The 25,304-nt window shown below is 65.4% G+C and carries 27 protein-coding genes and 2 pseudogenes; 14 read left to right on the plus strand and 15 right to left on the minus strand.

Annotation, left to right across the window (positions count from 1 at the left end; translation table 11 throughout):
• Positions 1 to 144: 144 nt before the first annotated feature.
• A complete protein-coding gene (locus tag FJ977_RS20740) occupies positions 145 to 822 on the plus strand; it encodes a GntR family transcriptional regulator (RefSeq protein WP_140774077.1) in 678 nt (225 codons plus the stop codon).
• 91 nt (positions 823 to 913) lie between these two features.
• Here FJ977_RS20740 and FJ977_RS36770 read toward each other — a convergent pair.
• The 3 genes and pseudogenes from FJ977_RS36770 to FJ977_RS20755 all read right to left on the minus strand — a co-directional run.
• Positions 914 to 1,027: pseudogene (locus tag FJ977_RS36770) on the minus strand (helix-turn-helix transcriptional regulator); the annotation flags it as partial.
• 12 nt (positions 1,028 to 1,039) lie between these two features.
• Positions 1,040 to 2,287: an FAD-dependent oxidoreductase gene (locus FJ977_RS20750; RefSeq protein ID WP_140774078.1), complete on the minus strand. Its 1,248-nt coding sequence runs from the start codon at positions 2,285 to 2,287 to the stop codon at positions 1,040 to 1,042.
• 61 nt (positions 2,288 to 2,348) lie between these two features.
• Positions 2,349 to 3,737, minus strand: coding sequence for a PLP-dependent aminotransferase family protein (locus FJ977_RS20755; protein ID WP_140774079.1), 1,389 nt, complete (start codon positions 3,735 to 3,737; stop codon positions 2,349 to 2,351).
• Positions 3,738 to 4,038: 301 nt separating this feature from the next.
• On the opposite strand from FJ977_RS20755, the gene FJ977_RS20760 reads away from it, so the two are divergent.
• From FJ977_RS20760 to FJ977_RS20780, 5 genes are all read left to right on the plus strand, one after another.
• Entirely contained in the window at positions 4,039 to 5,190 is a 1,152-nt protein-coding gene (locus FJ977_RS20760) for an ABC transporter ATP-binding protein (protein ID WP_140774080.1), read from the plus strand.
• A 41-nt stretch (positions 5,191 to 5,231) separates the two neighbouring features.
• The gene (locus FJ977_RS20765; protein ID WP_140774081.1) at positions 5,232 to 6,284 is read left to right on the plus strand and encodes an ABC transporter substrate-binding protein; all 1,053 of its coding nucleotides are present in this window, start codon (positions 5,232 to 5,234) and stop codon (positions 6,282 to 6,284) included.
• A 172-nt stretch (positions 6,285 to 6,456) separates the two neighbouring features.
• On the plus strand, positions 6,457 to 7,572 hold the full coding sequence (locus tag FJ977_RS20770; protein ID WP_246683231.1) for an ABC transporter permease: 1,116 nt from the start codon (positions 6,457 to 6,459) through the stop codon (positions 7,570 to 7,572).
• A 2-nt stretch (positions 7,573 to 7,574) separates the two neighbouring features.
• A complete protein-coding gene (locus FJ977_RS20775; RefSeq protein WP_140774082.1) occupies positions 7,575 to 8,402 on the plus strand; it encodes an ABC transporter permease in 828 nt (275 codons plus the stop codon).
• Between the two features lie 443 nt (positions 8,403 to 8,845).
• Positions 8,846 to 9,148, plus strand: coding sequence for a hypothetical protein (locus FJ977_RS20780; RefSeq protein WP_140774722.1), 303 nt, complete (start codon positions 8,846 to 8,848; stop codon positions 9,146 to 9,148).
• A 130-nt stretch (positions 9,149 to 9,278) separates the two neighbouring features.
• Here the strand turns inward: FJ977_RS20780 and FJ977_RS36140 are convergent, their stop codons facing one another.
• Positions 9,279 to 9,371 (minus strand): putative RiPP precursor, encoded by a 93-nt coding sequence (locus FJ977_RS36140; RefSeq protein WP_202326640.1) that lies wholly within the window; start codon positions 9,369 to 9,371, stop codon positions 9,279 to 9,281.
• Positions 9,372 to 9,538: 167 nt separating this feature from the next.
• Positions 9,539 to 9,802 carry a hypothetical protein gene (locus tag FJ977_RS20785; protein ID WP_140774083.1) on the minus strand — a complete coding sequence of 88 codons (264 nt, stop codon included), beginning with the start codon at positions 9,800 to 9,802 and terminating at the stop codon, positions 9,539 to 9,541.
• Between the two features lie 84 nt (positions 9,803 to 9,886).
• On the opposite strand from FJ977_RS20785, the gene FJ977_RS20790 reads away from it, so the two are divergent.
• Complete coding sequence (locus FJ977_RS20790) at positions 9,887 to 11,860, plus strand: acyltransferase family protein (RefSeq protein ID WP_140774084.1); 1,974 nt, start codon at positions 9,887 to 9,889, stop codon at positions 11,858 to 11,860.
• Positions 11,861 to 11,880: 20 nt separating this feature from the next.
• Here FJ977_RS20790 and FJ977_RS20795 read toward each other — a convergent pair.
• A pseudogene (locus tag FJ977_RS20795) lies at positions 11,881 to 12,154 on the minus strand (SDR family oxidoreductase); the annotation flags it as partial.
• A 66-nt stretch (positions 12,155 to 12,220) separates the two neighbouring features.
• A complete protein-coding gene (locus FJ977_RS20800; RefSeq protein ID WP_140774085.1) occupies positions 12,221 to 13,120 on the minus strand; it encodes a LysR family transcriptional regulator in 900 nt (299 codons plus the stop codon).
• Between the two features lie 97 nt (positions 13,121 to 13,217).
• Here FJ977_RS20800 and FJ977_RS20805 point away from each other — a divergent pair, with 97 nt between their 5' ends.
• Together FJ977_RS20805 and FJ977_RS20810 are read left to right on the plus strand one after the other, a co-directional pair.
• Positions 13,218 to 13,979, plus strand: a complete 762-nt coding sequence (locus FJ977_RS20805; protein ID WP_140774086.1) for an alpha/beta hydrolase — start codon at positions 13,218 to 13,220, stop codon at positions 13,977 to 13,979.
• Positions 13,980 to 14,086: 107 nt separating this feature from the next.
• Complete coding sequence (locus FJ977_RS20810; RefSeq protein ID WP_140774087.1) at positions 14,087 to 14,398, plus strand: hypothetical protein; 312 nt, start codon at positions 14,087 to 14,089, stop codon at positions 14,396 to 14,398.
• A 59-nt stretch (positions 14,399 to 14,457) separates the two neighbouring features.
• Here the strand turns inward: FJ977_RS20810 and FJ977_RS20815 are convergent, their stop codons facing one another.
• The 3 genes from FJ977_RS20815 to FJ977_RS20830 form a co-directional block, all read right to left on the minus strand.
• On the minus strand, positions 14,458 to 15,060 hold the full coding sequence (locus FJ977_RS20815; protein WP_140774088.1) for a DUF6456 domain-containing protein: 603 nt from the start codon (positions 15,058 to 15,060) through the stop codon (positions 14,458 to 14,460).
• Between the two features lie 221 nt (positions 15,061 to 15,281).
• Positions 15,282 to 15,587 carry a hypothetical protein gene (locus FJ977_RS20825; protein ID WP_140774089.1) on the minus strand — a complete coding sequence of 102 codons (306 nt, stop codon included), beginning with the start codon at positions 15,585 to 15,587 and terminating at the stop codon, positions 15,282 to 15,284.
• Positions 15,508 to 16,200, minus strand: a complete 693-nt coding sequence (locus FJ977_RS20830; RefSeq protein ID WP_140774090.1) for a DUF1376 domain-containing protein — start codon at positions 16,198 to 16,200, stop codon at positions 15,508 to 15,510. Before FJ977_RS20830 ends, FJ977_RS20825 begins: the two co-directional genes overlap by 80 nt.
• 86 nt (positions 16,201 to 16,286) lie before the next feature.
• On the opposite strand from FJ977_RS20830, the gene FJ977_RS20835 reads away from it, so the two are divergent.
• Together FJ977_RS20835 and FJ977_RS20840 are read left to right on the plus strand one after the other, a co-directional pair.
• Positions 16,287 to 16,568, plus strand: a complete 282-nt coding sequence (locus FJ977_RS20835) for a DUF982 domain-containing protein (RefSeq protein WP_140774091.1) — start codon at positions 16,287 to 16,289, stop codon at positions 16,566 to 16,568.
• Between the two features lie 99 nt (positions 16,569 to 16,667).
• Positions 16,668 to 16,976 (plus strand): DUF982 domain-containing protein, encoded by a 309-nt coding sequence (locus FJ977_RS20840; protein ID WP_056572073.1) that lies wholly within the window; start codon positions 16,668 to 16,670, stop codon positions 16,974 to 16,976.
• Between the two features lie 2 nt (positions 16,977 to 16,978).
• Here the strand turns inward: FJ977_RS20840 and FJ977_RS20845 are convergent, their stop codons facing one another.
• On the minus strand, positions 16,979 to 17,647 hold the full coding sequence (locus FJ977_RS20845) for a GcrA family cell cycle regulator (RefSeq protein WP_140774092.1): 669 nt from the start codon (positions 17,645 to 17,647) through the stop codon (positions 16,979 to 16,981).
• A 589-nt stretch (positions 17,648 to 18,236) separates the two neighbouring features.
• On the opposite strand from FJ977_RS20845, the gene FJ977_RS20855 reads away from it, so the two are divergent.
• A complete protein-coding gene (locus FJ977_RS20855; protein ID WP_140774094.1) occupies positions 18,237 to 18,941 on the plus strand; it encodes a helix-turn-helix transcriptional regulator in 705 nt (234 codons plus the stop codon).
• Between the two features lie 369 nt (positions 18,942 to 19,310).
• Here the strand turns inward: FJ977_RS20855 and FJ977_RS20865 are convergent, their stop codons facing one another.
• Positions 19,311 to 19,610, minus strand: coding sequence for a hypothetical protein (locus FJ977_RS20865; protein WP_140774096.1), 300 nt, complete (start codon positions 19,608 to 19,610; stop codon positions 19,311 to 19,313).
• Between the two features lie 172 nt (positions 19,611 to 19,782).
• On the opposite strand from FJ977_RS20865, the gene FJ977_RS20870 reads away from it, so the two are divergent.
• Together FJ977_RS20870 and FJ977_RS20875 are read left to right on the plus strand one after the other, a co-directional pair.
• On the plus strand, positions 19,783 to 20,145 hold the full coding sequence (locus FJ977_RS20870) for a hypothetical protein (protein WP_140774097.1): 363 nt from the start codon (positions 19,783 to 19,785) through the stop codon (positions 20,143 to 20,145).
• Positions 20,146 to 20,249: 104 nt separating this feature from the next.
• Positions 20,250 to 20,828 (plus strand): flagellar basal body-associated protein FliL, encoded by a 579-nt coding sequence (locus tag FJ977_RS20875; protein ID WP_246683233.1) that lies wholly within the window; start codon positions 20,250 to 20,252, stop codon positions 20,826 to 20,828.
• Positions 20,829 to 21,029: 201 nt separating this feature from the next.
• On the opposite strand, the gene FJ977_RS20880 is transcribed toward FJ977_RS20875, so the two are convergent.
• The 3 genes from FJ977_RS20880 to FJ977_RS20895 form a co-directional block, all read right to left on the minus strand.
• Positions 21,030 to 22,046 (minus strand): ABC transporter permease, encoded by a 1,017-nt coding sequence (locus FJ977_RS20880; protein ID WP_140774098.1) that lies wholly within the window; start codon positions 22,044 to 22,046, stop codon positions 21,030 to 21,032.
• On the minus strand, positions 22,043 to 23,641 hold the full coding sequence (locus FJ977_RS20885) for a sugar ABC transporter ATP-binding protein (RefSeq protein ID WP_140774099.1): 1,599 nt from the start codon (positions 23,639 to 23,641) through the stop codon (positions 22,043 to 22,045). Before FJ977_RS20885 ends, FJ977_RS20880 begins: the two co-directional genes overlap by 4 nt.
• Before the next feature lie 235 nt (positions 23,642 to 23,876).
• Complete coding sequence (locus FJ977_RS20895; protein WP_140774100.1) at positions 23,877 to 24,824, minus strand: substrate-binding domain-containing protein; 948 nt, start codon at positions 24,822 to 24,824, stop codon at positions 23,877 to 23,879.
• Between the last annotated feature and the right edge of the window lie 480 nt (positions 24,825 to 25,304).

Raw genomic sequence — 25,304 nt, forward strand, 5'->3', positions numbered from 1 at the left:
CCCGGGACAAGCGCGTAGCGCTTGCCCTTGGGAATTGCGTCAAAACAAAGAGTTAGAGCGGTTCGCCGTTTCCGCGAAACGGTGAAATGCTCTAGAGTGCTGTCCCGGGTCAATGGAATTGGCCGGGAGCAACAAGGGTTCGCGATGCTCAGCAGTTTCGACTATGGCGGCAAGGAAGCCGACACCGTGCACGCTCTGGAGGAGGACATCATCTTCGGCCGGCTGGCGCCCGGCACGCGCCTGGTCGAGGATGTGCTCTTGGCCCGCTTCCCGGTTTCGCGCCACTCGATCCGCCAGGCGCTCTACCAGTTGGAGAGGCTGGGCATCGTCACACGCGAGCGCAACAAGGGCGCCATGGTGCGCCGGCTCTCGCCCGAAGAGGTGCGGCAGATCTATGAAGTGCGCGAAATGCTGCAGCGCCAGGCGGCACTGATGATCCCCCTGCCGGCCAGCGACGCGCTGGTTGCCGAACTGACCCAGATCCACGCCATCTACAGCGGCCATGTCGACGCAGGCTACCTCAGGGGCATCCACGAGGCCAATGACCGCTTCCACCTCACAATGTTCTCGGCCTGCGGCAATGCCTATCTCGTCTCATCGATCGAACATTACATGCGCCTCAGCCTGCCGGTGCGGGCCAATTCCCTGGCCGACAGGGAAAAACTCGACATCTCCCGGCAACACCACTTGATGATGATCGAGGCGCTGAAGCGCAGGGACAATTGGGTGCTGGCGCAGCTCTGCGTCGACCATCTGCAGCCGAGCAAGACGTTCTATCTCCAGAAGATCGAGGCAGCGCCGGCGGGCAGCGAAGCCGGCTAGGGGCAATTCCCAGGAAAAGTGCGAGACGGTTTTCCCCGGGGAAAAGCGCGACCAGGCCGGCTCGAACAGAAGCCCGAACCGGCCTTTGCCCCAGCCGTTCGGCCTCGGTCTTGGCCCGAACCCGCCCGCCCTGGCCGCAGGCATTCAAAAGCACAAGATGCGACACACGCTCGGGATGCCTCAGCGCATAGGCGATGCTGAGCGCGACAGGCCGGCCTCAAAACCTGGCGGCAGCGAAAGGCGCAAGTCTTTCGCTGTTGGGCCGCCGGTCGGCGATGAGATCGCCAACCAACCGCGCGGTGACAGCCGAGAGCGTCAGCCCGAGATGGCCATGGCCAAAGGCGTAGATCACGTTCGGATTGCCTGGCGACGCACCGATGACGGGCCTCGAATCCGGCAACGATGGCCGGAAACCCAGCCATTGTGACGACGGCTGACCCAGCGCGGGGAAGAACTGACGCACGCCGCGATCGAGCAGCGCCAGCCGGCGCGGATTGGGCGGCGCGGCCAGCCGGCCGAGTTCGACCGTGCCGGCGACGCGCAGCCGGCCTGCCATCGGCGTCATGTAGAAGCCGAGATCGACCGGACATACCGGCCGCGTCAGCACCGGCACTTCGACCGGAAATTCCAGGTGATAGCCGCGCTCGGTTTCGAGCGGAATGATGTCGCTGGCCTGTGCGGCCAGCGGCCGCGAGAAGGCGCCGGCGGCAATCACCACCTTTCCGGCGCGCAGCCGCAGACCAGGCCCACTGAGTTCGACACCGCCGGCATCGGCTCGCAGCCCTGTTACCTCGCCCCGCAGCAAGGCGGCACCCCGGTCTTTTGCCGCCTTGAGCAGCCGCCCCATCATCGCCATGGGATCGGTCAGGTTCATCGATTGCGGGAAAAACAGCCCGCCGCCCTGCACCGCCGGCAGGTTTGGTTCCAGCGCGGCCACTTCACCAGGGTTCAGCATCGCCTGCTCGACACCGAATTCGGCGCGCAACGCGCGGCTCGACGCGCCGCCGGCTAGATCGGCAGGGCGACGGTAGAGATAGAGGCAGCCATTACGGCGCAGCAGATCCCCGGCATTGGCCTCTACCGCCATCTCCTCCCATGCTGGCAGGGAATCGGCCAACAGCCCGGCCATCGCGACCGCATTGGCATGGGTGGCGGCCGGCAGCGATTGCCTGGCGAAGCGCAGCAGCCACGGCGCCAGATGCAGCAGCGCTGTCCAGCGCAGCGAAAACGGACTGTCGGCGTCGAGAAGCAGTTTCGGCAGCGCGCGCAGCACCGCGGGATTGCCGACCGGCATGCAGGCATATTCGGCCAGTGTCCCGGCATTGCCAAACGAGGCGCCTGATCCCGGCTCGTTGGGATCGATGAGCAGAACTTCGCGGCCGTCGCTGGCCAGGCGCAGCGCCGTCGCCAGCCCGACCACGCCAGCTCCGACAATGGCGATTTCGACGCTCTTTGAAGATGTCACTTGTTGTTCCCTCCTGCCCGTCCTTGTCCCAAAACCGCTGCGCACTTTTGGGCGACAGTCATCAGACGAAACCGGGAAGCTGCAGGTGCCCGGCCGACAGCAACTCAGCCATCGTGGTCAGCGCGGTGCGCAGATCGTCCCGTGAGCGCGCGGCACCCACATTGATGCGCACGCCATGCTGGACCGGCTCGCGGCCGACGGCGAAGGCATCGCCCGGCAAAAGGGCCACGCCGCGCTCCAGGCAGGTGCGGGCAAATCCGGCGCCGCGCCAGGGCTCGGGCAGGCGCAGCCAGGCATGGGTAGCGCTCGGCTGGCTCTGGACATCGTAGCCGCCAAGTATTTCGCTCAGTATCGCCTGGCGCTGGCGAAGCTCTTGCTTCTGCACTTCGATAACACGCGCCGCCGCCCCATCCTCGATCATGCGCGCGCCGATCAGCGCCGTCAGCGGGCTGATGCTCCAGCAATTGATACGCAGTGCCGCCGCCACCTGGCCGGCAATGGCGCGCGGCGCGATGACGAAACCGAGCCTGAGGCCCGGCGCCAGGCATTTCGACAGGGCGCCGATATGCACGGTCAGCTCCGGTTCCAGGCTGGCGAAGGAGGGCAAGGTCTCGTCAGCCAAGGGCCTGTAGACGTCGTCCTCGATGATCAAGACGTTGTGGCGGCGCGCGACAGCAGCAAGCTCATGGCGACGCGCTTCGCTAAGCGTGATGGTGGTCGGGTTGTGCAGCGTCGGCACCAAAAACACTGCGCGCGGCCGCAGCTGCGCGCAGGCGGCATCGAAAGCATCCGGCCGCATGCCGCCGCGATCCATGGCGACGCCCCTGAGATCGAGCCCATGCACCCGGCAGAGCGCGTTGATGCCCTGATAGGTGACCTCGTCGGCCAGCACCACCTCGCCCTGCCTGGTCACCGCGCCAAGCAGGCAATCCAGCCCATGCTGGGCACCGGCCGCCAGCACCACGCGGCCGGGGTCGCCCTCGCCGGCAACGGGCTTGAGCCAGTCGGCGACGGCCGCGCGTGCCCAGAGCGGCCCTTCCGGCGGATGGTAATCCTGCAGCGAGGCATAGTGCGGATCCCTGGGCAGGCGCGGCAAGAGCAACGCGAGCGCGTCGAGATAGGCCGAAGTGGCGGGGCGGTTGACCGAAAGGTCGATGATGCCACTCTCGTCGCTCGGCGCCGAGACGAAACCGGGCCGCTCGGCCGCCTGCCTGGCCGCCACGGTCGTACCCCGCCCCGGCCGCGCCTCCAGCAGGCCGCGCTGCTGCAGCGTCGCCAGCGCCCGCGTCACCGTGGTGACGTTGATGCCCAGCGCCCGCGCAATGTCGCGCTGCGGCGGCAGCCGGTCGCCGACAGCCAGCGTACCGGCGCTGATGCGCTCGGCGATCGCGTCGGCGAGACGGCGATAGACCGGACTTTCGTCCTCGGCAAGTCGGAGATCACTGAGCATGCGGACAGGATTCGGGCTGGGAGCGTTGTAAGCGCTCTAGCATAAGACAATTCATCGGACAATAGCGCTTGTGTGAGCCTAATCGACCAAAGCTCCAGCAAAAATATCACACAATCCTTGAAAAAATCGACTTGACGGCCAAAGTTGTCTGCATTTATGGTCAGATTCAGATTGATTGTGTGAGCATACAAGTTTGGGTGACCCGCCGAGATGCGGGCTTCCAATGGGATGGAACCATGCACCACAAGCCGCATAGCGCTTCAGCCTGCCGCACGGGCAGCGCACCTTGGGATTGCACCCGATGAGCACCCAGGCCGTTTCCTCGCCGGCCGCGCCGGCGCCTGCCATCGGTCCGGGGTTCGTCGAATTCGCCGATGTCGAGAAGTCCTACGATGGCCGCGCCTTCGCGGTGACGCGGATGAACCTGACCGTCGCGCGCGGCGAATTCCTGACCCTGCTTGGCCCGTCCGGCTCCGGCAAGACGACCACGCTCAACATGCTGGCCGGCTTCGAACGGCCGACGCATGGCACGATCACGCTCGAAGGCCAGCCCGTCGACCGCTTGCCGCCCTACCAGCGCAACATCGGCATGGTGTTCCAGAACTACGCGCTGTTCCCGCATATGAGCGTGGAGGAGAATGTCGGCTTCCCGCTCTCCGTGCGCCACGTCAGCAAGGCCGACATCGCGGCCCGCGTCGGCCGTGCGTTGGACATGGTGCGGCTGAAGCAGTTCGGCGACCGCAAGCCGGCGCAGCTTTCGGGCGGCCAGCAGCAGCGCGTGGCGCTGGCACGCGCGCTGGTGTTCGAACCAAGCCTGGTGCTGATGGACGAGCCGCTCGGCGCGCTCGACAAGAAATTGCGCGAGCACATGCAGCTCGAGATCAAGCAGATCCACACCATGCTCGGTGTCACCATCGTCTACGTCACCCATGACCAGAGCGAGGCGCTGACCATGTCGGACCGCGTCGCGGTGTTCAACCAGGGCGGCATTGCCCAACTCGGCTCGCCCGACGATCTCTACAACACCCCGCAAAGCGCCTTCGTGGCGAGCTTCATCGGCGAGAACAACACGCTGGACGGCGTCGTCGGCCACGTCTCCGGCAAGGAATGCCGCGTGCGGTTGAACGGCGGCGGCGAACTCACCGCGCTCGCCATCGGCGTGGCGCCAGGCAAAGCCTGTCACGTCGCCATCCGCCCGGAGCGGCTGAGCCTGAGAGCCTTGGCCGGCGGCAACGCCCTGCCCGCCACGGTCGACGGCCGCATCTATCTCGGCGACCATCTGCGCCTTCTGGCCAGGCTCGGCAACGACCAGGTGCTGACCGTCAAGGTCGGACCCGAGGCGACCATGACCAATGGCGAGGCCGTCACGGTCTCCTGCGCGCCCGCCGACTGCCGCGCCTTTCCCGCCGATGCCGCAACGGGCGGCGGCATTTCGAAATCAGGTCCGTCCTGAACCAGAGCCAGATCAAAAACAGAAAACAGGGGAGAACACACATGAAAATCGCAAGGACCCGGCTGCTCGCCTATGCCGCCGCCACCGCACTCTTCACCATCGGCCACGCCGCCTTCGCCGACGAACTGTCGATCATGGCCAGCGGCGGCGCCTGGCAGGACGCGCAGCGCAAGGCCTGGTTCGAGCCCTTCACCAAGGAGACCGGCACAAAAATCCTCGAACAGGAATATCTGGGCGACCTCGGCAAGGTCAAAGCCATGGTCGACACCGGCAACGTGCCGATCGACCTGGTGACGGTGGAGACCGCGACCGTGCTGCAAGGCTGCGACGCCGGCATTCTCGAACGCCTCGACTATTCCAAGATCGGCCCGCGCGACAAGTTCATCGAAGGTTCGGCGCTGGATTGCGGTGTCGGCCTCGATGCTTACGGCGACATCCTCGCCTATGACCCGACCGTGCTGAAGGAAGCCCCCACCTCGGTGCTCGATCTCTTCGACACCAAGAAATTCCCGGGCAAGCGCGCCATGCGCAAGTTCCCGGCGCAGAACCTGGAATGGGCGCTGATGGCCGACGGCGTGGCGCCCGCCGATGTCTACAAGGTGCTGGCGACGCCGGAAGGCGTCGACCGCGCCTTCAAGAAGCTCGACACGATCAAGAAGGACATCGTCTGGTGGGATGCCGGCGCGCAGCCGGCGCAACTGCTTGCCTCGCAGGAAGTGGTGATGACGACGGCCTGGAACGGCCGCATCCAGAACGCCATCGACACCGACAAGAAGCCGTTCAAGATCGTCTGGAACAACCAGATCCTCGAATACGACATGATCGCCATTCCCAAGGGCGCCAAGAACCCGGATGCCGCCTATAAATATCTCGCCTATATCTCCAAGCCGGAAAACAACGCCAAGCTCGCCAGCTACATCACCTACGGGCCGGTGCGCACCGACGCCGCCTCCTTCGTGGCGCCGGACGCCCTGCCGAAACTGCCCAACGCGCCCGACCATCTTGCAGGCGCCTACCTTGTCGCCGACACCGAATTCTGGGGCGACTATGGCGAGGACCTGGTCAAGCGCTTCAACGCCTGGCTGGCGCAGTAAGCGCTGATGTCGGCCTCGCTGCCCAGCGAACTCGACCGGCCCGCGCTGGCCCGCGGCCGGTCCGCCGCCGGCACCGATCCAAAATCGGTGTCGGCGGCGCTCAGGCGAGCCGAATTCGGCGACCGGCTGCGCTCACTGGCGCTGGCCGCCCCCCCTGCTCCTGCTCCTGGCCTTGAGTTTCGGCATCCCGATCGTGCTGCTCTTGTCGCGTGCCGTCTACGACCCGACCATCGCCGACGCCTTGCCACGCACCAGCCAGGCGCTTGGCGACTGGAACGGCCAGGGCCTGCCCACCGACGCCGCCTTCATCGCGCTCGCCGCCGACCTCGGCGAGAATCAGGCCAAGGGCACCGCCTATGAGCTGGCCAAGGCGCTCAACGCCCGCCTGCCCGGCGCCCGCAGCCAGGTGCTCAAGACCGTGCGCCAGCTGGAAGGCGCCGGCGGCAAGCCGCCGCTCGAAGTGATGAAATCGGTGCCGTTCTGGTCGGCGCCCGGCACCTGGCCGGCCATTCGCACCGGCACGCATTCGCTCACCTCCTTCTATCTCCTGAGCGCGCTCGACCTCCGCTGGAACGCCGATGGCGGCATCGAGCGTGTGCCGCCCGAACAGGCGATCTTCCTGCAGGTGTTCCTGCGCACCTTCTTCGTCGCCGCCGCGGTGACGCTTGCCACCTTGCTGCTCGGCTTTCCCCTCGCCTTTCTCATCTCCAGCGTGCCGAAGGGGCTGGCCGCCATCCTGATCGTGGCGGTGCTGCTGCCGTTCTGGACCTCGATCCTGGTGCGCACGGCAGCCTGGACTGTGCTCTTGCAGAAATTCGGCCTGGTCAACGACCTGCTCCTGTGGCTCGGCTTCGCCTCGGAGCGGCTCGACCTGATGTACAGCCGCATCGGCTTGATCATCGCCATGACGCATATCCAGCTGCCTTTCACGCTGCTGCCTATCTACTCCGTCATGCGCACCATCGCGCCCTCGCAGATGAAGGCGGCCTATTCGCTCGGCGCAAAGCCGTTCACCGCCTTTCGCCGCGTCTACCTCCCGCAGGTTTTCCCCGGCGTCATGGCTGGCTGCCTGCTCACCTTCATCCTGTGCCTCGGCTACTACATCACCCCTGCCCTGATCGGCGGTGCCAGCGACCAGCTGATCAGCAATTTCATCGCCAACTACGTCAATGTCGAACTGAACTGGGAGATGGCGGCGGCGCTGAGCTTCATCCTGCTGGTGTTCACGCTGGCCCTGTTCGGCATCTTCGCCCGGATCCTCGGCCTCGACCGCTTGAAGATGGTGTAGCCATGCTGCTGTCGCCCTATCCAACTCCTGGTGAACGCATCCGCGTCGCGCTGCTCTGGCTGTGGTGCGGGCTGGTTATCCTGTTCCTGCTGGTGCCGATCCTCATCCCGGTGCCGCTCTCCTTCAACAGCGGCGCCTTCTTCATCTTCCCGCTCGAAGGCCTTTCGACGCGATGGTACGAGGTGGTGCTGGGCACGCAGCGCTGGCAATCGGCGATCGGCAACAGCCTGATCGTCGCTTTCGGCACGACGTTGATCGCCACCACGCTCGGCACGCTGACGGCAATCGCGCTCTCCAATGAGAAATTTCCCGGGCGCCGTATCGTCATGCCGCTGCTGCTATCGCCGCTGATCGTACCTGTCGTCATCACCGCGGTAGGCTCGTATCTGTTCTACGCCCGCGTGGGCCTGGCCAGCACCTATGCCGGCATCATCCTGGCGCATACGGCATTGGCCAGTCCCTTCGTCGTCGTCACCGTGGGCGCGAGCCTCACCGGCTTCGACCGCAATCTGATGCGCGCCGCCGCAATCTCGGGCGCAAGGCCGCTGACGGCGTTTTTCCGCGTGATGCTGCCGCTGATCCTGCCCGGCGTGCTTTCGGGCGCGGCGTTCGCGTTCGTCACCTCCTTCGACGAGGTGGTGGTGGTGCAGTTCCTGGCAAGCGCGAGCCAGCGCACCATGCCGCTCGAAATGTTCATCGGCTTGCGCGAAAAACTCTCGCCCGCCATCACCGCCGCCGCGACGCTGATGATGGGGCTGTCGATCGTGCTTTTGGTGGTGGCGAACCTTTTGGCCCGGCGCGGACAGGGTCGGCGCGCGGCAAGCGGCTGATGCCGGCCACTGGCAACAGCCGGCGCGGAAACTGTGAAACTTTTCGCAAGCCGTTTCTCGTTGCTCCAGGGATCGCCTCCCCGGGCGATCGCAGACCTCCGATCAATGCCCCGCCGGCCCTGCCGGTGGGGCCTTTTTCGGCGGCCGGCAAGGAACAATCACGGGGCCGGGAAATTCTGAAATTGGCCGGATGCTGCGTCCGGTCCTCCAGTGCCGTCCGCGTTTCGCGTCGGCAGCGGGATCAACGCGTGGTCGCCATGGAGAAAGAGAGTTCTTGTGCGGGCATACGGCAGAATTACCAGAAAAGTTTCAAGATTTTTTGGATATATTTTTGGAAAATCAAGCGCGTTTCACGTCGGAAACCGGAACTTTTACCCGAATTCTTCCGTTATGACCTTGATCGTTGCTTCGACGGTCACAAAGCAACAGGGAAGGATCCTATCATGAATATCAAGATGATCTGTCTTGGCGCCATGGCGCTTTCAATGGCCACCGGCTCTGCCCTCGCGGGCGGCAGCACCGGTACGTCAGCTCTCGACGACCCGGCCAAGATGCAGCCTTTCTACACGGATTCCAGCATGAAGACGCTGCGCGGCAATGACGATTTCGTCAAAGCCTGGAAGGCGATGACGCCGGACGACCAGGCGTCGATGAAGACGGCTTGTGCGGACGAGGCCAAGAACGCCACTCCCGCCAATTCCCATCCGGAATTCTGCAGCAGCGTGAAATTGAACGGCGGCAGCTGATAGCGCTTGCCCTCCATAGAAAAACAGCCCCGTTCGCGGGGCTGTTTTGTGATGGCGGCATGCCGAATAGTCGAGGTGCCCGACAACAGTCCGCCTCCCCGCCCGCCTGCGAGCGGCGAAGCCAGCCGGCTTAGACGGGCTTTCCCGATGGCACGGCCATCGCGGTGACGCGGGAAAGTTGCTCGCGCTTCACGAGCACCGGCTTCTCGTAGGTCTTCTTCATGATATCCCCTTGCCCAAGTGACGGGCCGACATCGCATCGCCGCCGCATCGCGTCAAGCACCGACCAGCATGTCAGCCCGACTGCCGCGACCGGAAACGCCGCCCTGTTGCATTGTCACCACGGTGCATCTGGAATGCATACCGGCTGGAATGCCCGGCCGCGCCCGTTCAGAATCGACCCGACACCACGACCGCAACGATGCTGGCCAGCTTCTCGCGTTTCACGAGCACCGGTCTTTCGTACGTCTTCTTAATGGAATGCCCCATTGCCCGGGATTTCGCCTCGCGCAGGTCGCTGCGGAAGCCCTGCCTTGCCAAGCAATGGCCAGACACTGTTCCGGGATCGCCGACCGTGCGGCCGTCGCACGCCTTGAGTTCTCTGCGCCCGTCTCCTTGTTCTGGCCATGTTGCACTGCGAAAAACTTGCTGCATTGCGATAGCGGCCTGTAAGGCCGCGATTGGCAAGCATTGGGCTTGGGCAGGGTTGTTGGGCTTGGGGGGCACGAAGGAGGCCTCGTGGCGGCATCGTTCCGGTCGGACATACAGGGGTTGCGCGCGCTGGCGGTCGGCGGCGTCGTTGCCTATCATTTCGGCCTCTCTGGCCTGCCCGGCGGCTTTGCCGGCGTCGACATCTTCTTCGTCATTTCCGGCTGGCTGATCACGACGCATCTGATGGGCGAGATCACCAGGACCGGCCGGCTTGATCTCTGGCGATTTTATGCCCGGCGCGCCCGTCGGCTTCTGCCGGCGGCCCTGTTCGTCATCCTGGCGACGCTTGGCGCGGGCTATTTCATCCTCGCGCCGCAGGAGCAGGCGCTCTATTCGCGCGGCGCCATGTACGCCTCGGCCTACACCATCAATCTGTGGCTGCTGCGCTGGTCGTTCGACTATTTCGCCGCCGATGCCCTGGGCAATCCCTTCATCCATTTCTGGTCGCTGTCGGTGGAGGAGCAGTTCTATCTCGTCTGGCCGGCGCTGCTGCTCTTCGCCGCCTGGCTGCACCGGGGCAAGCGCATGGCGGTGGTGGTGATCGGCGTCGTCGGCCTCGCCTCCTTCGCCGCCTGCCTGTGGCTCACCAGCCTCTCGCCGGCCTGGGCCTTCTACTTCTCGCCATTGCGCGCCTGGGAGTTCGCCGCCGGCGGCCTGGCAACACTGGCGCCGGCGGCCTTGTGGCAGCGCCGGCCATGGCTGCGCGCGGCGCAGGGATGGATCGGCCTGGCGCTGATCGTGGCGGCCTATCTGACCTTGAGCGAAGACCTGCCCTTCCCCGGCTGGTACGCGGTTCTCCCGGTTGCCGGCACGGTGCTGGTGCTGCTGAGCGGCGCGGGCGAAGAACGCGACGCGGCAGCCAGCCCGACCGGCTGGCAGGTCCTTGCGCCCGCTTCCGTGCTTTCGCTGCCGCCCCTGCAATGGATCGGCACGCTCTCCTATTCGCTCTATCTCTGGCATTGGCCTGTCATCGTCTATGCCGGCATGCTGGCGCCGGACCTCACCGTCTTCCAGCGCCTCGGTTGCGCCGCGCTGGCGCTGGTGCTGGCATTCCTGACCTACCACCTGATCGAGAACCCGGCGCGCCTCGGTGGCGGGCTGATGGCAGGCGCTCGGGCGCTGGCCCCCGCCCTGGCTCTGACCGGCGTCGGCGTGGCCGTGGCCTATGCCAACGCGCATCTGGCCACGCGCAACATCGACCCGGCCCAGCGCGGCATCGAAGAGGCTGCCGAACAGCCCTCCATCGCGCGCGCCGCCGACAAGAACTGCCTGCTCGACTTCCACACGGTGAAGCCCAAACCCTGCACGTTCGGGCCGACCGACGCGGCCCACACCATCGTGCTGTTCGGCGACTCGCACGCCGACCACTGGTCGACGCCGCTGGTCGAGGCGGCGAGCCGCAACGACACCAAGGTGGTCACCTATCTCAAATCCTCGTGCCGCGCCTCGCGGCTATCGACCTTCAACACGGTGCTGAAGCGCGACTACACCGAATGCGACGCCTGGCGCGAACAGGCGATAGCGGAAATCATCCGCCGCAAGCCGCGCCTGGTGGTGATTTCGGAATTCTCGATCGGCAATCTGACGCGCGACATGACCGCCGCCGGCCGCAAGCAAGAAACCGCGCGCTGGCAGGCCGGCCTGCGCTCCACCTTGCAGGCCTTCAGCCAAGCCGGCGTCGAGACGGCGGTCATCCGCGACACGCCGATCGGCGACAGCTTCGCCGATTCCTGCGTGGCCCGCGCGCTGTGGTGGCGCGAGGCTCCCTCGCGCTGCGACACGCCGAGGGCGCAGGCCGCCAATGACGGCACCGCCGCGCAAGAGCGCGCCGTGGTGAAAAGCGTGCCCGACACGCTCTATGTCGACCTCACCGACCGCTTCTGCGGCCCGACCGAATGCCACGTCTTCATCGGCGGCAAACTGGCATTTCGCGACCGGCATCATCTGGCGACGGCCTTCGCCGAGACGCTGGAGGGGCCGCTGGAGAAGGCGCTGTTTTAGAAGAGCTTAGCTTACTTTTCTCACCTGTGGGAGAAAGGAGAGACACACCTCTGCCGCCACCCGCCAGACGCCGTGATCCGCTCCCCGCTCACCCACGCCGCCCCGTCGGATGCCAGGAACACCGCCACCTTGGCGATATCGTCCGGCTGGCCGAAGCGGCCGAGCGGGGTGACCGCCACCAGCGCCTTGTCCCGGCGCGATCGAATTGACGCGGATGTTGCGGCGGCCCAGTTCGCGCGCCATCGACAGCGCGATCGAATCCACCGCCGCCCTGGTGGCGGCATAGACCATTGAATTGGACTGCGGGTTGAAGCTGGGCCCTGGCAACGCGCCCCCCCGCGTCACCGGTCTTGGCGCACCCTACGCATGCCGCCTGTAGCGCAAATGCTCGACGAGGGCCGCAAGCGCGGCCGATTTCTGGTGCCTGCTCGGATAGTAGAGATGGTAGCCCGACCAGACGGGGCAGAACGTTTCCAGACACGTTTCCAAACGTCCCGAGGCGAGGTGCCCGGCAACGTGCGGTTCGAAGATGTAGGCCAGCCCCAGACCAGCCAAGGCGGCTTCGATCATCACGGGCGCATCATTGACGATGACGGCGCCCTCGACCGGCACGTCGACCGTGCGCGCGCCGTCCCTGAACATCCAGCGGTAGACGTCGCCATGGCTTGCCGTGCGAAAGTTGATGCAGTCATGCGCCGCAAGATCCTCGAGCCGGACGGGCCGGCCTCTCCTGAGGTAGTACGCCGGCGCGGCGACAATGGCCGCACTGACATCCGGCCCCACCGGAACAGCCACCATGTCCTTCTCCAGATGCGCTCCGAAGCGTATGCCGGCATCGAACCCTCCCTGGACGATATCGACGAACCGATCGCTGACGTGGATGTCGACCCGAACACCCGGATGGCTGGCCAGGAATTCACTCAGCGCCGGCACCAGAATGGCGCGCGCCGGATATTCCATCACGGTCAGCCGCAACGTGCCGGACGGCTGGTCGCGGCTGTCCCGCAACTCCAGCAGCCCGCTTTCGATCTGGCGCAGCGAAGGCGTGATCCGATCGAGCAGGCGGCGGCCCGCCTCGGTTGGCCGCACGCTGCGGGTGGATCGCGCCAGCAAGGGCACGCCCAGCCGCGCCTCCAAGGCACTGATGGTCTGGCTCAGGCCGGACTGCGCACGCCCCATGACGGAAGCGGCCCGCGTGAAGCTGCCCGCCTCCACAATGGCCTGGAACACGAGCAGGTCGGCAATATCGCGACGATCCATTTATCAGCCAGTGTGATAGACTCATTCATATAAATCACTCTAATGGCGAAATGCAATTCGCCTTAGGTCTCTGGCTCCAACCAACCGGAGCTCCAAAATGGACAGGATCAGCACCCTTCTCGCCTCGCTCATGATTGTTGCCGCCGCCGCGGCACTGCCCGCGCCCGCCGCGGCGAAAGCCGGCAATATCGTGCTCGTGCACGGAATGAACATGGATGGCGGCGCCTGGCGCGGCGTCTACGACCGCCTGACAGCCGACAAGTATCATGTCACCGTGGTGCAGCTGCCGATGACCTCCATTCAGGACGATATCGCCGCCACCCGCCGCGCGGTCGACGCGCAGGATGGTCCCGTCGTGCTGGTCGGCCACTCCTATGGCGGCATGGTGATCAGCCAGGCCGGCACCGAGCCGCAGGTCCGTGCCCTCGTCTACGTGGCTGCGTTCCAGCCCGACATCGGCGAAAGCCTGGGCTTCCTCAACGCCTCCATCCCCGGCAAGCTGCCGGCGGACGCGCTTACCGTGTTCAAGGACGGCTTCTACCTTGTAAAGCCCGACGCCTGGATCGCCGATGTGGCGAACGGCCTGCCCGAGGCCGAGGCACGCTATACCGCCATGTTCCAGACGCCCGCGAACACGGCGATTTTCGGCTATAAGGCCGAAGCCGCTGCATGGCATAATACGCCAAGCTGGGCAGCCATTGCCACGGAAGACCGCACCATTGCGCCGGATCTGCAGCGGCGGATGTCCAAACGCTCGGGCGCCAAGGTCGTAGAGATCCACGGCGGCCACTTGCTCCCGATATCGCATCCGTCGGAAGTCACCGCTGTCATCGAGGACGCGGCCGCCTCGGTGAAGTGAAGCCGGGTGTCTCGCGCCCCGGCGCCCGCATCGGTTGCCTTGCGAATCCGTGGAACGAGGTCGCGCCTGGCGGGTTATATTAGACAGGCCTTGAAAAGGAGGTAGCCATGAAGAAGCTCCTGTTTGCCTCGCTTATCGCCATTGCGTCGGCCGCGGCGATGATCGCCCCCGCCGAGGCCCGCAGCCACGTCTTTATCGGCATCGGCGGCTACGACAATTATTACGGCAACGACTACGGCAATGACTATTACGATGGGGACTATGGCGGCCGCTATGTCTATGGCCCCTACGACCCTTATGACGACGGCTACAGGTACAGGCCGCGTTATTTCCACCGGCACCACCGCTGCCACCTCGAACTGGTCAGTCATTGGCGCCACCACCACCGGATAGTCGAGGAAATCCGCGTCTGCGGATGACCTGATCCTGGTGAAGCGGATCCGGCCGGCATCGCCGGCCGGATTGTTGCGGCTCTCTCTCACCCCGCCCGCCGCTCCATCATCATCCCGTAATGCACCGCCAGCAGGTCGAGCCCGACCTTCAGCAGCTTCGTCATCACGTCGCGGCCCTCGCCGGTCTGTTCCGCCACGCCTTTCACCGACTCCCCCGCGCAGCAGACTTTTTGCACCACGGCGGCCACTTCCCAGTGGCCGAGCGCGCGGGTGGCGGCGGCATGCGCGCGGCCCGCGTCGAGCACGCTGTCGGCGATGCCGCCGCCCTTGCGGCCGCCGTCGACACGTTCGCTCCAGCGCATCGGTTTCACGCCGGCCTGCTGGCTGCACTGGAAATCCTCGCGGTAGCGCTGGCCTGCCTCGCGCTGCTGGCGCGACAGCGAGGTGATGCCGATAAGCGGATCGACCGTGCGGACCCGCACGATGCCGCCGGTCGAGGTATGACCGTCATTCGACACCTCGTAGACGCGCCGTGCTTCAGCCGTACCGGCGGCGAGCCGCTTGCGGCCAAAGGCGTCGTCGCTCAGCGCGAAATCATGGCCGATCTCGCGGCGGATGCGCACCTGCTCGGCCTCGCCCTTGGGCAGTTTGGGGGCCTGCGGTTTGGCGGCTTTGGCTTTTTTGGGCATGGGTGGCTCCTTGGGGTTGGGGTGTGGCGTTTTTGGTTGGAGAGGTTGGCGGGACAGCGCCCCCCTCTGCCCTGCCGGCCATCTCCCCCACTAGGGGGGAGATCAGATGTGTCGCGGCCTTCGCGCCAGCGTTGCAAGGAGGGCGACGCTGCCGATCTCCCCCCTAGTGGGGGAGATGCCCGGCAGGGCAGAGGGGGGCGCTGTCCCGCCGACCTGCCTGATCATTCCGTTACTTGCTTCACGGGCGCCTGCACCGCCCTTCTCGCCATCAGCTCGCGCATCGTTTTCCTCTCCCGCACTTCGATGCAGAGCTGAGCGCTCGACGGGCAGAACTGGGCGTTGCCGCTCCTCACCTCGCCGCGCACGAAGCGCTGGATGGCGGCCTGCAGATCGGCAAGCTCGGCGTCGCGCACCGCGCCGAGATAGCCGCGCATCTGCATCTCGACGTCAGTCAGGGCGGATTGCGGGAAGCATGAGAACATCGCGGCCAGCGCCTTCGTCGCCTGCTGCAGTTCGGCTGCGGTCATGGCTGCGGATCTCCTCGATGATGGCGTTGGCGGCGTCGGTGTGGGTTTTCGGCCGGTGCCAGCCTGGTTTCTTCCCCGGGAAAACGGGAGCTGTCTTGCCCGCGCGGGACAAAGGCTCCGCCTTCTCCCGGGAGAACACCGCCGCGTCCTGTTCTCCACGAGCCGAAGAAGCTTCCGCATTTTCAGGGGAAAAAGCGGGAGCTTTTTCATTCTGGTTTCTGGAGTCTGGAGAATGCCGCGGCAACGCGCCGGCATTTGGTCCCGCATGCGCCTTTGTTTTCAAGGCGGTAGCGGCCCCGCCGCGTGCGCCGGCGGCGGCCCTCGCCTCGCTTTTGACCAGTGCCTTGTGCAGTTCTTTCGTCAGCCTTTTGTGGCCGATCTCGCCCGCCTCGCGCTGGAAGAAGGTCAACAGATCGGCGCTGATGGCACGCCATCTCCTGAGCGACAGGCGCGCCACGCGCGCGAGCTTGGCGTCGTCGTCGGGCAGCCGGCCGCCGGCGTTCCACATCGCCATCAGGATGAGCATGTAGGCGCCGATCTGCTCGGTGGAGAGCTGCAGCGTGTCGCCGACGAAATCGGAGACATAGAGCTGCATGAAGGGCCGCTCGCTCATGCCGGCCCCATATCTGCACGCATGCTGATGGAACCAGCCGCCGGCCCGCACGTTATGACGCGTCCACGCCAAGGGGAGGTTTGCCGATGACAGCTTTCATACCGGTTACGCTGCGCTTTTGCGACAACAAGACCATGCTGGTGGGGTCGGTGGCCGAAGCCGAAACGGCGTTGCAGCACCAGTGGCCAGACAAAACAGCACCCGCCTTTCTCGACGCCGCGCGGCTGGTCAGGCAGGCGATCGAGGGCAATTGCTGCCCGCGCACCGCCTTCGAAGCCTTCACCGGCGCCGCCGGGCAACAAGGCATATTGGTAGTCAAGCCGCGAAGCCGAGCGCATGACTGGCTCGACGCCGCCGCCAACCCCTGAAGCAGGCACGAAGGCGATGCAACCGCCTGACGGCCTCGCGCGTTTATAAGCGCAGGCTTGAAAGCCGCGCCCAGAGCGAAGGTGAATGCCGTGGGTACGATGAAAACCGGAGTGCCGCTTAAAGTGTCGATGGACGGACATGTCGAGGAGATCGACAGCGTCAGCGACGCCGCCGATTTCCTGCAGCGCTGGCCGATCGAGCGGCGCGGCCATGTCTACCGCAGCGCGCTCAACGCCTGCAGTGCCGCGATCGCGGCTCAGATCTCCGAATCCGACGCGATAAAAGTGTTCACCGGCTTCGCCCGCGTTACCGGCATTCTGGTTGCCGACAGCGGCCCGGCCATGAGGCTGGAGGCACGCACGGTGCAGAGCCGCATGCCCAAACAGGGCCGCCAGATGCCGAAATAGGCTCACGTGCAGACCCGGCGCTGAAATCGGGCCTGGTGGTAACTGCAATAGCTCTTCAATGCCTTCGTGCGCATGCCGCAGCACAGCATCTCGGCGCCCGGCCGTCCGCCCGGCGCATCGTTTTGCGGATCCTCCTCCAATGTCAGGTCGAGCGGCGCCCGGCAGCGTGAAAACAGGCAGTCGATGAAGCGCATCGCCACGCCATGCGGCTGGCGGCCGATGGGTCCGCGCTGCGGCGCAGGCACCTTGAAACGGTAAGCTTCGCCATCTGCGATCAGCACGCCCACCTCGCGCACGAACAAGCGCGGCGGCAACCATGCCGGCGACGGATCGTGCCTCGCCCGGACCTTGTTCTTGCGCGCCACGGCGGCCTTGGCGCCATGCGCCTCGGCCATCGCCCCGGCGGCCGCCTTGCCATCGGCCTTGCCCTTCGCCGGCTTTGCAGCCGCCGGCTTGCGCATTGCCCGTTCGGCACCCGGCGGCATCCCACGGCCATTGGCAAAGCCGATCGCGCCCAGCATGGCGTTGCGGTGCACGATGCCGATGATGGCGTTGCGCGAGACCGGACTGCCGCGCAGCGCGCTGAATGCCGTCGCGATCCGCGAGGCCGAAAGCCCATCCTTCAGCCAGCGGGCGATCTCTTGCAATTCGGCGTCGCTGTAGCTTGCCATGTCCAGGCTCCATCCAGGGCTCCGCCTTCGGCAGCACTCGGGAGCGCGCCGTCGGCCAGGCGTCAGGGTTCAGGCCCGGTTCAGGCCACTGTCAGGGGTGTTCGGTTCGGAAGCCGGCCTGCGGGCAGCAATCAGCCGGAGCGGATCGAGTGCCCGGCGCTCAGGCGCGTCAGCCGCGCCTCCGCTGTCTTTCTGTCGGGGGCGGAAACCGCCCTGCCCGTCATCGGCTCGAACAGGATGACGGTGCCGTCCTGCGTACGGATGCAGCAGCGCGCAGAGGGACCGGCGGCGTGCCGGTCGAATGGGGGGCCGGAGCCGAGGGGAGCGGCGGCTCCGGCCGTTCCGGCCGCCGGTGACGGGCGGGCCGGACCCGAGGCATCAAAGCGCTCGGGCTTCGCCCCGGCCGGGGAGGAGGACGGCCGGGACGGAAGGGAATGGCTGGCGACTTCGGTCGCCGGATGCGCCTCACGGGAGGCCGGCGCTACCGCGCCATGAAAGCTGGACAGGTTCTGCATGGCCAGATATAAGCATAACTCAAAAATATATGCAAGCCATTCTTTCGTAGACGAGAGCCGCTTTCATCGCTCACATGGTCGCCATGGCAAAAACGGAACTGTCGATCAAGGTCGGGGCGGCGATACGCCAGGCACGCAAGCAGCGCGGCCTGGTCATGCGCCACATAGCCGAGCACAACGACACCGATGTCGCCGCCGTCGGCAATTGGGAAACCGGGCGCAACCTGCCCAAGACCGAGAACCTGTTGAAGACCGCCGCCTTCCTGCGCGTCGACCCGGTCGCGCTGGGCCAGGGGCATGTCGTCTTCCTCGACGATGCCGGCCCGGTGGCCGACGCCGAGATCGTCACCGATGCCGGCCCGATGCCCGCCGGATCAATGGATATCGAGGTGCTGGGCGCCGCTGTTGGCGGCGATGACGGCGACTTCACCTTCAACGGCGAGCCTGCCGGCTACGTGCAGCGCCCGCCGGGCGTGCGCAACCTGCCGAAGGTCTTCGCGCTGCATGTGCTCTCCGATTCCATGGTGCCGCGCTACGAGCCCGGCGACCTCATCTACTGCGGCGGCCGCGACGCCGTGCCCGGCGACCATGTGGTGATCGAGACGTTTCCGGAAGAAAACGAGCGCAACGGCAAGGCCTTCATCAAGAAGCTGGTCAAGCGCACGGCGGGCGAGCTGGTGGTCGAGCAGTACAATCCGCCCAAGACAATCACCTTCAACCGCTACGCGATCAAGCATGTCTGGCGGGTTATCCCGCTGAAGGAATTGCTGGGGTATTAGCGCGCCTGCCTTTCCGGATGCAGGCCGCCCTCACCAGCGCGCCGACGCTCTTAACCGTTGATATTTGGCGAAACCATCCGCAACAGCTTACTTTCTCCCCGTCTCTATACGGGGAGAAATGTCCGGCAGGACAATGAGGGGCAGCACCAAGATTTCGGCAAGCGGCATCTCGAATGCCACCTCAAAGAAAACGACCAAGCTTGCAAACTCTCTCGCACCATCAGAATAAGAGTTCAAATTCGCCAAATCAGCGCCGCCCCTCATCCGCCTACCGGCACCTTCTCCCCGTATAGTGACGGGGAGAAGGGGGCTGGATCGCCGCGTAGCGTCACAATGTGGCGAAATCGTCCATGACGGCACGTCCTTTGCTCAAGCCCGCCTCGCCTCCACCAGCACCTCGCGCTCGCTCAGCATCTGCGCTTCGCTGCGCACCCGCTGGCGCTCGTCGATGAACGCCGCCTGGATCGACACCGCCGTGCCCGGCAGCCCGTCGGCGCGGCAGGCCGAGCAGACGATGCGTCCCGAAAGCTCCGCCAGCGGCGTGCTGCCCGTCACTCCGAAGCGCCGGAGTTCATCGGGTTTCCACCACCTGTTTCGGCCGCAATCGGCGCACTCGACCGATATCGAGACGACATGCGCGATGACTGGTTTCCTGCCCGGCAATGCCATTGCCTCTCCACCCCATTTGTTCCTGATTTGTTCGTATATTCCTGCCTTTTGAGCCCGGAGTCGAGTCGCAGTTTTCACACTTGGCCAAAAGTTTCTCTTCTATAGTTTTTTGAGTTATGCTTATATACATAGATAAATGCGAGTCGCCTGCCGCACAGACCCGGGAGCAACGATGGATGCCGCCGATTTCGCCCGCGCCTGCGGTTACACCGGCGACAGCCCTGCTTTGCTCGAAGCCTTCGAGGCGATCCTCCGCAGCGGCATCGCGCAGGCTCGCCAGGACCATTTCCGGCGCAAAGCCCTCATTGACGAACTGAAACAATCCGAGCCGCTGTTCCTGGCCGCGATCGGCCCGGCGCTGTCGGCCGACGAGGCCATCGAGGACACCACCCGCTTCATCGCCTTCTGGCGCGCCATGCCGCGCTGGCGCCAGGAGCGGCGCCTGCCCGACCTCGCCAGGGCCAGGCAGCAGCGTCTCCTGGCGCGCTTCTTCCGACGCTACGGCCACCGCCTGTGGGCGCTCGAAGCGGCTTGAGGCCCGGGCGTCTTGACCACCCGGCTGGCTTGGCACCGCGCCGGCCCTGATTCCGTCGGATTGCTGCGCTGATTGGTATCTCGAAACCGCCGGAAGGACCCGCCATGACACGCACTGTTCTCGCCGCCCTGTGGATGCTGGCGCTTGCCTTATCGGCCCACGCCGCCGGCGACAGCACATCAGGGCTTGCCGACGCCACCGTGCTGATCGTGCGCCATGGCGAAAAGCCCGACGGCGGCACCGGCCTGTCGCCCGAAGGCGAAGCCCGCGCGCAGGCCTATGTCGCCTATTTCCAGCCCTTCATGCTCGACGGCACGCCGTTCCGGCCCAACATGCTGGTGGCCAGTACCGATTCCAAAAACAGTGCGCGCGAACGGCTGACGCTGACGCCGCTCTCCGAAGCCTTGAAACTGCCCATCGACCAGCGCTTTGCCGACAAGGACGTCAAAGCCCTCGTCGCGGCGCTCGCCAGCGAAACGCATGGCAAGTCGATCCTGATCGCCTGGCATCACGGCGAGCTGGGAAAACTCATCAAGGCCTTCGGCGCCGACCCCAAGGCGCTGCTGCCGAACGGCAAATGGCCCGGCGATGTCTTCAACTGGGTGGTGGTGCTGCGCTTTGATCACGCCGGGCACCTGGTGCCGGGGTCGGCGCGGGTGATTGAGGAGAAGTTGCCGGGGTGAAATGGATTTCGGCTGGTGCGAGGCGCCCCCCTCTGTCCTGCCGGACATCTCCCCCACAAGGGGGGAGATTGGCAGTTTCGTCGGCATCGCTTTTTCTTCAGCGCTGAAAATTGGCGAAGGCCGTATGGCATCCGATCTCCCCCCTGGTGGGGGAGATGTCCGGCAGGACAGAGGGGGGCGCCTCGCGCAGACCTCTCGTCCCTACCTTCTCACCCGCGACTTCAGCCAGCGGTCGAACGCCACCGCCAGGATCAGGATGAGCCCGATCACGATGCTCTGCGTGTAGGACGAGACGTTGTTGAACTGCAGCCCGTTCTGCAGCACGCCGATCAACGCCGCGCCCACCACTGTGCCGCCCACCGAGCCGATGCCGCCGAACAGCGAGGTGCCGCCGATGACGACGGCGGAGATGACCGTCAGCTCATAGCCGATGCCGGCCACAGCTTCGGAAGAGTTCAGCCTGGCCGACAGCACGAAGGCGGCAAGGCCGGCGAAGAAGCCGACGATGACATAGACCGAGACCAGGATGCGGTCGACGCGCAGGCCGGACAGGCGTGCGGCCTCCGCATTGCCGCCGACGGCATAGACGGCGCGGCCATAGCGCGTGTAGCGCAGCACGATGTGGCACAGGATGGCGGCAATGGCGAAGATGATCGCCGGCACCGGCACCGGGCCGATCAGGCCGGTGCCGAACCAGCGCATCGAGGCGTCGAAGCCCGAGATCGGGCCGCCATTGGAGATGGTCAGCGTCAGCCCGCGAAACACCGTCAGCCCGCCCAGCGTGACGACGAAAGGCGGTACTTTCAGCCGGGTGATGGCAAGCCCCTGCACGCCGCCGGCGGCGGCACCGACGATGACGGCGGCGAGCAGCGCGGCGAACCAGCCATAGCCCTGCGTGCCTGATGTCGACAGCGACAGCGTGTTGGCCGCCCCGCCCTTGGCGACGACGGCGGCCACCATGCCGCAGAAGGCCAGCAGCGAGCCGACCGACAGGTCGATGCCGGCAGTGAGGATGACGAAGGTCATGCCGAGCGCGATCAGCCCGGTGATCGAGATCTGCCTGGTGATGTTGAACAGGTTGATCGGATCGATGAAGCTCGGCTTCAGCACGGTGAACACGATGACCAGCGCCGCGAGGAACAGCAGCGGCCCGAAACTCATCAACAGCCGCGCGATCGTCACGCCGCCGCGCTGGCTCTGCTCTTCGGCGATGCTCATCGTGCCTGCCCCTCCGCTGGCTGTTCCTGCGCGTCCTGGCTCAGCGCATCTTGGCTGTCGAGCGCCATCAGTTCCATCAGTTTTTCCTCGTTTGCCTCGACGCTAGGCATTTCGCCGGTGATGCGCCCCCGCCGCATGGTGACGATGCGGTCCGACACCGCCAGAACCTCGGGCAGTTCGGACGAGATCATCATCACCGCGATGCCGCGCGCCGCCAATTGCGCCAGGATCTGGTGCACCTCCGCCTTGGCGCCGACATCGACGCCGCGCGTCGGCTCATCGACGATCAGCACTTTGGGATCGCGTGCCAGCCAGCGCGCCAGGATCACCTTCTGCTGGTTGCCGCCCGACAGGCCTTCGATCGCCTGCTCGGCGGACGCCATGCGGATCGACAGCATTTTCCTGAAACCCGAAAGCGCATCGCGCTCGCGCCGCTCGGCCATGAAACCGAAACCATTGCTGAATGCGCCGAGCGAGGCGACGGAGAAATTCGGCAAGATGCCGAGGGCTGCAAAGATCGCCTGGTGCTTGCGGTCCTCCGGCACCAGGCCGATGCCGAGCGCAATGGCGTCGGCCGGCGAGGCCGGTGCGATGGATTTGCCCTCAAGCGTGATCGTTCCCGCCGCGATGCGGTCGGCCCCGAAGATGGCGCGCGCCAGTTCCGTGCGGCCGGAACCGACAAGGCCGGCGACGCCGAGGATCTCGCCCGCCTTGAGGTCGATGTCGACGCCGTCGAGCACGATGGCATGCGGCGCCTCCGGGTCGCGCACGGTGCGCAGGCCGCGCACCGACAACACGACATCGCCGGCCACCGCGCGCTGCGCAGGTCGCGCGTAAAGTTCGGAAGCCGCGCGGCCGACCATCTTCTCGATGATCCGCGGCAACTGGATCGGCCGTCCCTTGTCGCGGTCGAGATGCCCGGCCAGCCGGCCGTCGCGCAGCACCGTCATGCGGTCGCAGATGGCGGACGCCTCCTCCAGCCGGTGGGTGACGAACATGATGGCGACCTTGTCCTGGCGCAGCCGGTCCATGATCGACAAAAGCCGCTGCACCTCGGTCTCGGTCAGCGCCGAGGTCGGCTCGTCCATGATGATCAGCCGGCTTTTCAGCGACAGCGCGCGGGCGATCTCGACCAGTTGCTGCTCGGCCACCGACAGCGCCGAGACCGGCGTCATCGGATCGATGGAAAGCCCGACGCGGGCGATGATGGCGCGAGAGTCATCCTCCATCTTGCGCCAGCTCACCAGCCCGAGCGGCCCGACCGGCGCGCGGCCGATGAAAATGTTCTCCGCCACCGTCAGCGTCGGGATCAGGCTGAGTTCCTGGTAGATGGTGACGATGCCGAGCCGCTTGGCATCCTGCGGGCTGGAAGGCGCATAGTCGGCGCCGTCGAAAGTGATGCGCCCGCTGGATGGCGGCATGACGCCGGACAGGATTTTCAGCAGCGTCGATTTGCCGGCACCATTCTCGCCAAGCAGGCCGAGGATTTCGCCGGGACAGACATCGAGGGAGACGTCGCTCAGCGCGGTGACACCGGCGAAATGCTTGGTGACCCCTTCGACGGCAAGCAGGACAGGTGCGGCTTCAGCTGGCAAGGGTTGCTCCCGGATTACAGCAGGCAGCGGGACAGCGCCCCCCTCTGTCCTGCCGGACATCTCCCCCACGAGGGGGGAGATTGGATGTCACGCCGGCTTTCGCCAATCTCAAACGTCGCAAGAAAGGCGCGGTCGAATAAGTTGCCGACCTCCCCCCAAGGGGGGGAGATCTCCGGCAGGACAGAGGGGGGCGCTGTCCTACCAACCTTGCCAATGAGCCTTTCCCCGCCAAGTTCTACTTCGTCTCGTTCAGCCTCTCGGCCTTGTCGAGATTGTCCTTGCCGATGACGATCGGCGTCAACAGCACCAGCTTCTCCTTCGGCTCGGTCTTGTTCTTGGCGTAGGCGACCGCGATCTGCACGGCGGTGCGCGACTGCTGGCCGGGGAACTGTTCGACCGTGCCGGCGAGCTTGCCGTCGCGGACCGCGACCAGCGCTTCCGGCAGCGCGTCGAAGCCGTAGATCTTGACGTCGGTGAAGTTGCGCGCCGCACACGCCTCGAGCGCGCCGAGCGCCATGTCGTCATTGGCGCAGATGATGGCGTCCGGCTTGCCGTTGGCGGCAAGGCCGGCTTCCGTCACCGACAGCGCTTCGGCGCGGGCGAAGTTGGCGGTCTGCTCGAAAATGATCTGGTACTTGTCCTTCAGGGGATCGAGCACATTGTGCACGCCCTTGTTGCGGTCGATGGCCGGACCGGCGCCCGGCTGGCCCTGCAAGTGGAACAGCTTGGCGCCATTGGGGAACGCCGCCACGACCGCCTGCGCTTCCGCCTCGCCGCCCTTCACATTGTCGGCGCCGACATGGGCCAGTATGCCCTGGACACCGTCGACGCGGCGGTCGATCGTCACCACGGGAACGCCGGCCTTGACGGCTTCCTCGATGGCCGGCGCCAGCGCGTTGACGTCGAGCGGCGAAATCACGATGGCGTTGACCTTCTGCACCAGGGCCGCCTCGATGTCCGCTGTCTGCTTGGTGGCCGAATTCTGGCCGTCGCTCTCGGTCAGGTTCACGCCCTGCGCCTGCGCTTCCGCCTTGATCTCGTTCAACATGTGCACGAAGAACGGAAAGCCGAGATTGGGCACCGAGCCCAGTATGGTGAGCTTGTCCTCGGCGAACGCCGAACGTGCGGCCAGCACCATCGCGCCCGCGGCCACGGACGTCATCAGGAATTCACGTCTGTTCATGGTTGATCCTCCTCCACAAGAACGCACGGCCCCGGAAACCGGGACGGTTTCAGGAAGGGATCATGCGTCGGTTCAAAGTGTTGGAGCATCCTCCTTGCGCCCGATGGCGCATGCCGCTCCAGCTGATCGCCGTTGCAAAAAACTGCCTCCCATCGGCATCAGCAAAGGGATGCTAACCCAGGGTCAACCATTTGTGCAACATCGATATAACACTGCCGGGCGACGAATTATCGGAATTGTCGGATTTTTGGATTCCCGGCAGGCAAGGGCGAGCCGACCTTGCATCACCTGGAACACACCGGCCAGAGCGCAATGCGCCATGACAATGCATGGCAGACGGTACTCCGGGATACCGCACTATTGCGTTTGGGCAACAGAGGCTAACCAACCGGGTAACTTCTGTCAGGCGGGTTGACAATCGCCATCGGCCCGGCAGTTTAGCGCGGTTTGAGGGCCAACGGGGATTCCCAGCATGAAAAA

The sequence above is a fragment of the Mesorhizobium sp. B2-1-3A genome, assembly GCF_006442655.1.
In the GTDB taxonomy this organism is placed as follows: domain Bacteria; phylum Pseudomonadota; class Alphaproteobacteria; order Rhizobiales; family Rhizobiaceae; genus Mesorhizobium.

What these genes read in the sequence shown, in the direction of transcription:
- FJ977_RS36140 (WP_202326640.1), bottom strand. Translation starts at nt 9,371, where the DNA reads ATGAAGAAGACCTACGAGAAGCCGGTGCTCGTGAAGCGCGAGCAACTT.
- FJ977_RS20805 (WP_140774086.1), top strand. Translation starts at nt 13,218, where the DNA reads ATGGACAGGATCAGCACCCTTCTCGCCTCGCTCATGATTGTTGCCGCC.
- FJ977_RS20830 (WP_140774090.1), bottom strand. Translation starts at nt 16,200, where the DNA reads ATGAGCGAGCGGCCCTTCATGCAGCTCTATGTCTCCGATTTCGTCGGC.
- FJ977_RS20800 (WP_140774085.1), bottom strand. Translation starts at nt 13,120, where the DNA reads ATGGATCGTCGCGATATTGCCGACCTGCTCGTGTTCCAGGCCATTGTG.
- FJ977_RS20755 (WP_140774079.1), bottom strand. Translation starts at nt 3,737, where the DNA reads ATGCTCAGTGATCTCCGACTTGCCGAGGACGAAAGTCCGGTCTATCGC.
- FJ977_RS20875 (WP_246683233.1), top strand. Translation starts at nt 20,250, where the DNA reads ATGACACGCACTGTTCTCGCCGCCCTGTGGATGCTGGCGCTTGCCTTA.
- FJ977_RS20840 (WP_056572073.1), top strand. Translation starts at nt 16,668, where the DNA reads ATGAAAACCGGAGTGCCGCTTAAAGTGTCGATGGACGGACATGTCGAG.
- FJ977_RS20855 (WP_140774094.1), top strand. Translation starts at nt 18,237, where the DNA reads ATGGTCGCCATGGCAAAAACGGAACTGTCGATCAAGGTCGGGGCGGCG.
- FJ977_RS20815 (WP_140774088.1), bottom strand. Translation starts at nt 15,060, where the DNA reads ATGCCCAAAAAAGCCAAAGCCGCCAAACCGCAGGCCCCCAAACTGCCC.
- FJ977_RS20780 (WP_140774722.1), top strand. Translation starts at nt 8,846, where the DNA reads ATGAATATCAAGATGATCTGTCTTGGCGCCATGGCGCTTTCAATGGCC.
- FJ977_RS20865 (WP_140774096.1), bottom strand. Translation starts at nt 19,610, where the DNA reads ATGGCATTGCCGGGCAGGAAACCAGTCATCGCGCATGTCGTCTCGATA.
- FJ977_RS20765 (WP_140774081.1), top strand. Translation starts at nt 5,232, where the DNA reads ATGAAAATCGCAAGGACCCGGCTGCTCGCCTATGCCGCCGCCACCGCA.
- FJ977_RS20810 (WP_140774087.1), top strand. Translation starts at nt 14,087, where the DNA reads ATGAAGAAGCTCCTGTTTGCCTCGCTTATCGCCATTGCGTCGGCCGCG.
- FJ977_RS20880 (WP_140774098.1), bottom strand. Translation starts at nt 22,046, where the DNA reads ATGAGCATCGCCGAAGAGCAGAGCCAGCGCGGCGGCGTGACGATCGCG.
- FJ977_RS20825 (WP_140774089.1), bottom strand. Translation starts at nt 15,587, where the DNA reads ATGACCGCAGCCGAACTGCAGCAGGCGACGAAGGCGCTGGCCGCGATG.
- FJ977_RS20835 (WP_140774091.1), top strand. Translation starts at nt 16,287, where the DNA reads ATGACAGCTTTCATACCGGTTACGCTGCGCTTTTGCGACAACAAGACC.
- FJ977_RS20785 (WP_140774083.1), bottom strand. Translation starts at nt 9,802, where the DNA reads ATGCAGCAAGTTTTTCGCAGTGCAACATGGCCAGAACAAGGAGACGGG.
- FJ977_RS20845 (WP_140774092.1), bottom strand. Translation starts at nt 17,647, where the DNA reads ATGGCAAGCTACAGCGACGCCGAATTGCAAGAGATCGCCCGCTGGCTG.
- FJ977_RS20895 (WP_140774100.1), bottom strand. Translation starts at nt 24,824, where the DNA reads ATGAACAGACGTGAATTCCTGATGACGTCCGTGGCCGCGGGCGCGATG.
- FJ977_RS20740 (WP_140774077.1), top strand. Translation starts at nt 145, where the DNA reads ATGCTCAGCAGTTTCGACTATGGCGGCAAGGAAGCCGACACCGTGCAC.
- FJ977_RS20760 (WP_140774080.1), top strand. Translation starts at nt 4,039, where the DNA reads ATGAGCACCCAGGCCGTTTCCTCGCCGGCCGCGCCGGCGCCTGCCATC.
- FJ977_RS20775 (WP_140774082.1), top strand. Translation starts at nt 7,575, where the DNA reads ATGCTGCTGTCGCCCTATCCAACTCCTGGTGAACGCATCCGCGTCGCG.
- FJ977_RS20870 (WP_140774097.1), top strand. Translation starts at nt 19,783, where the DNA reads ATGGATGCCGCCGATTTCGCCCGCGCCTGCGGTTACACCGGCGACAGC.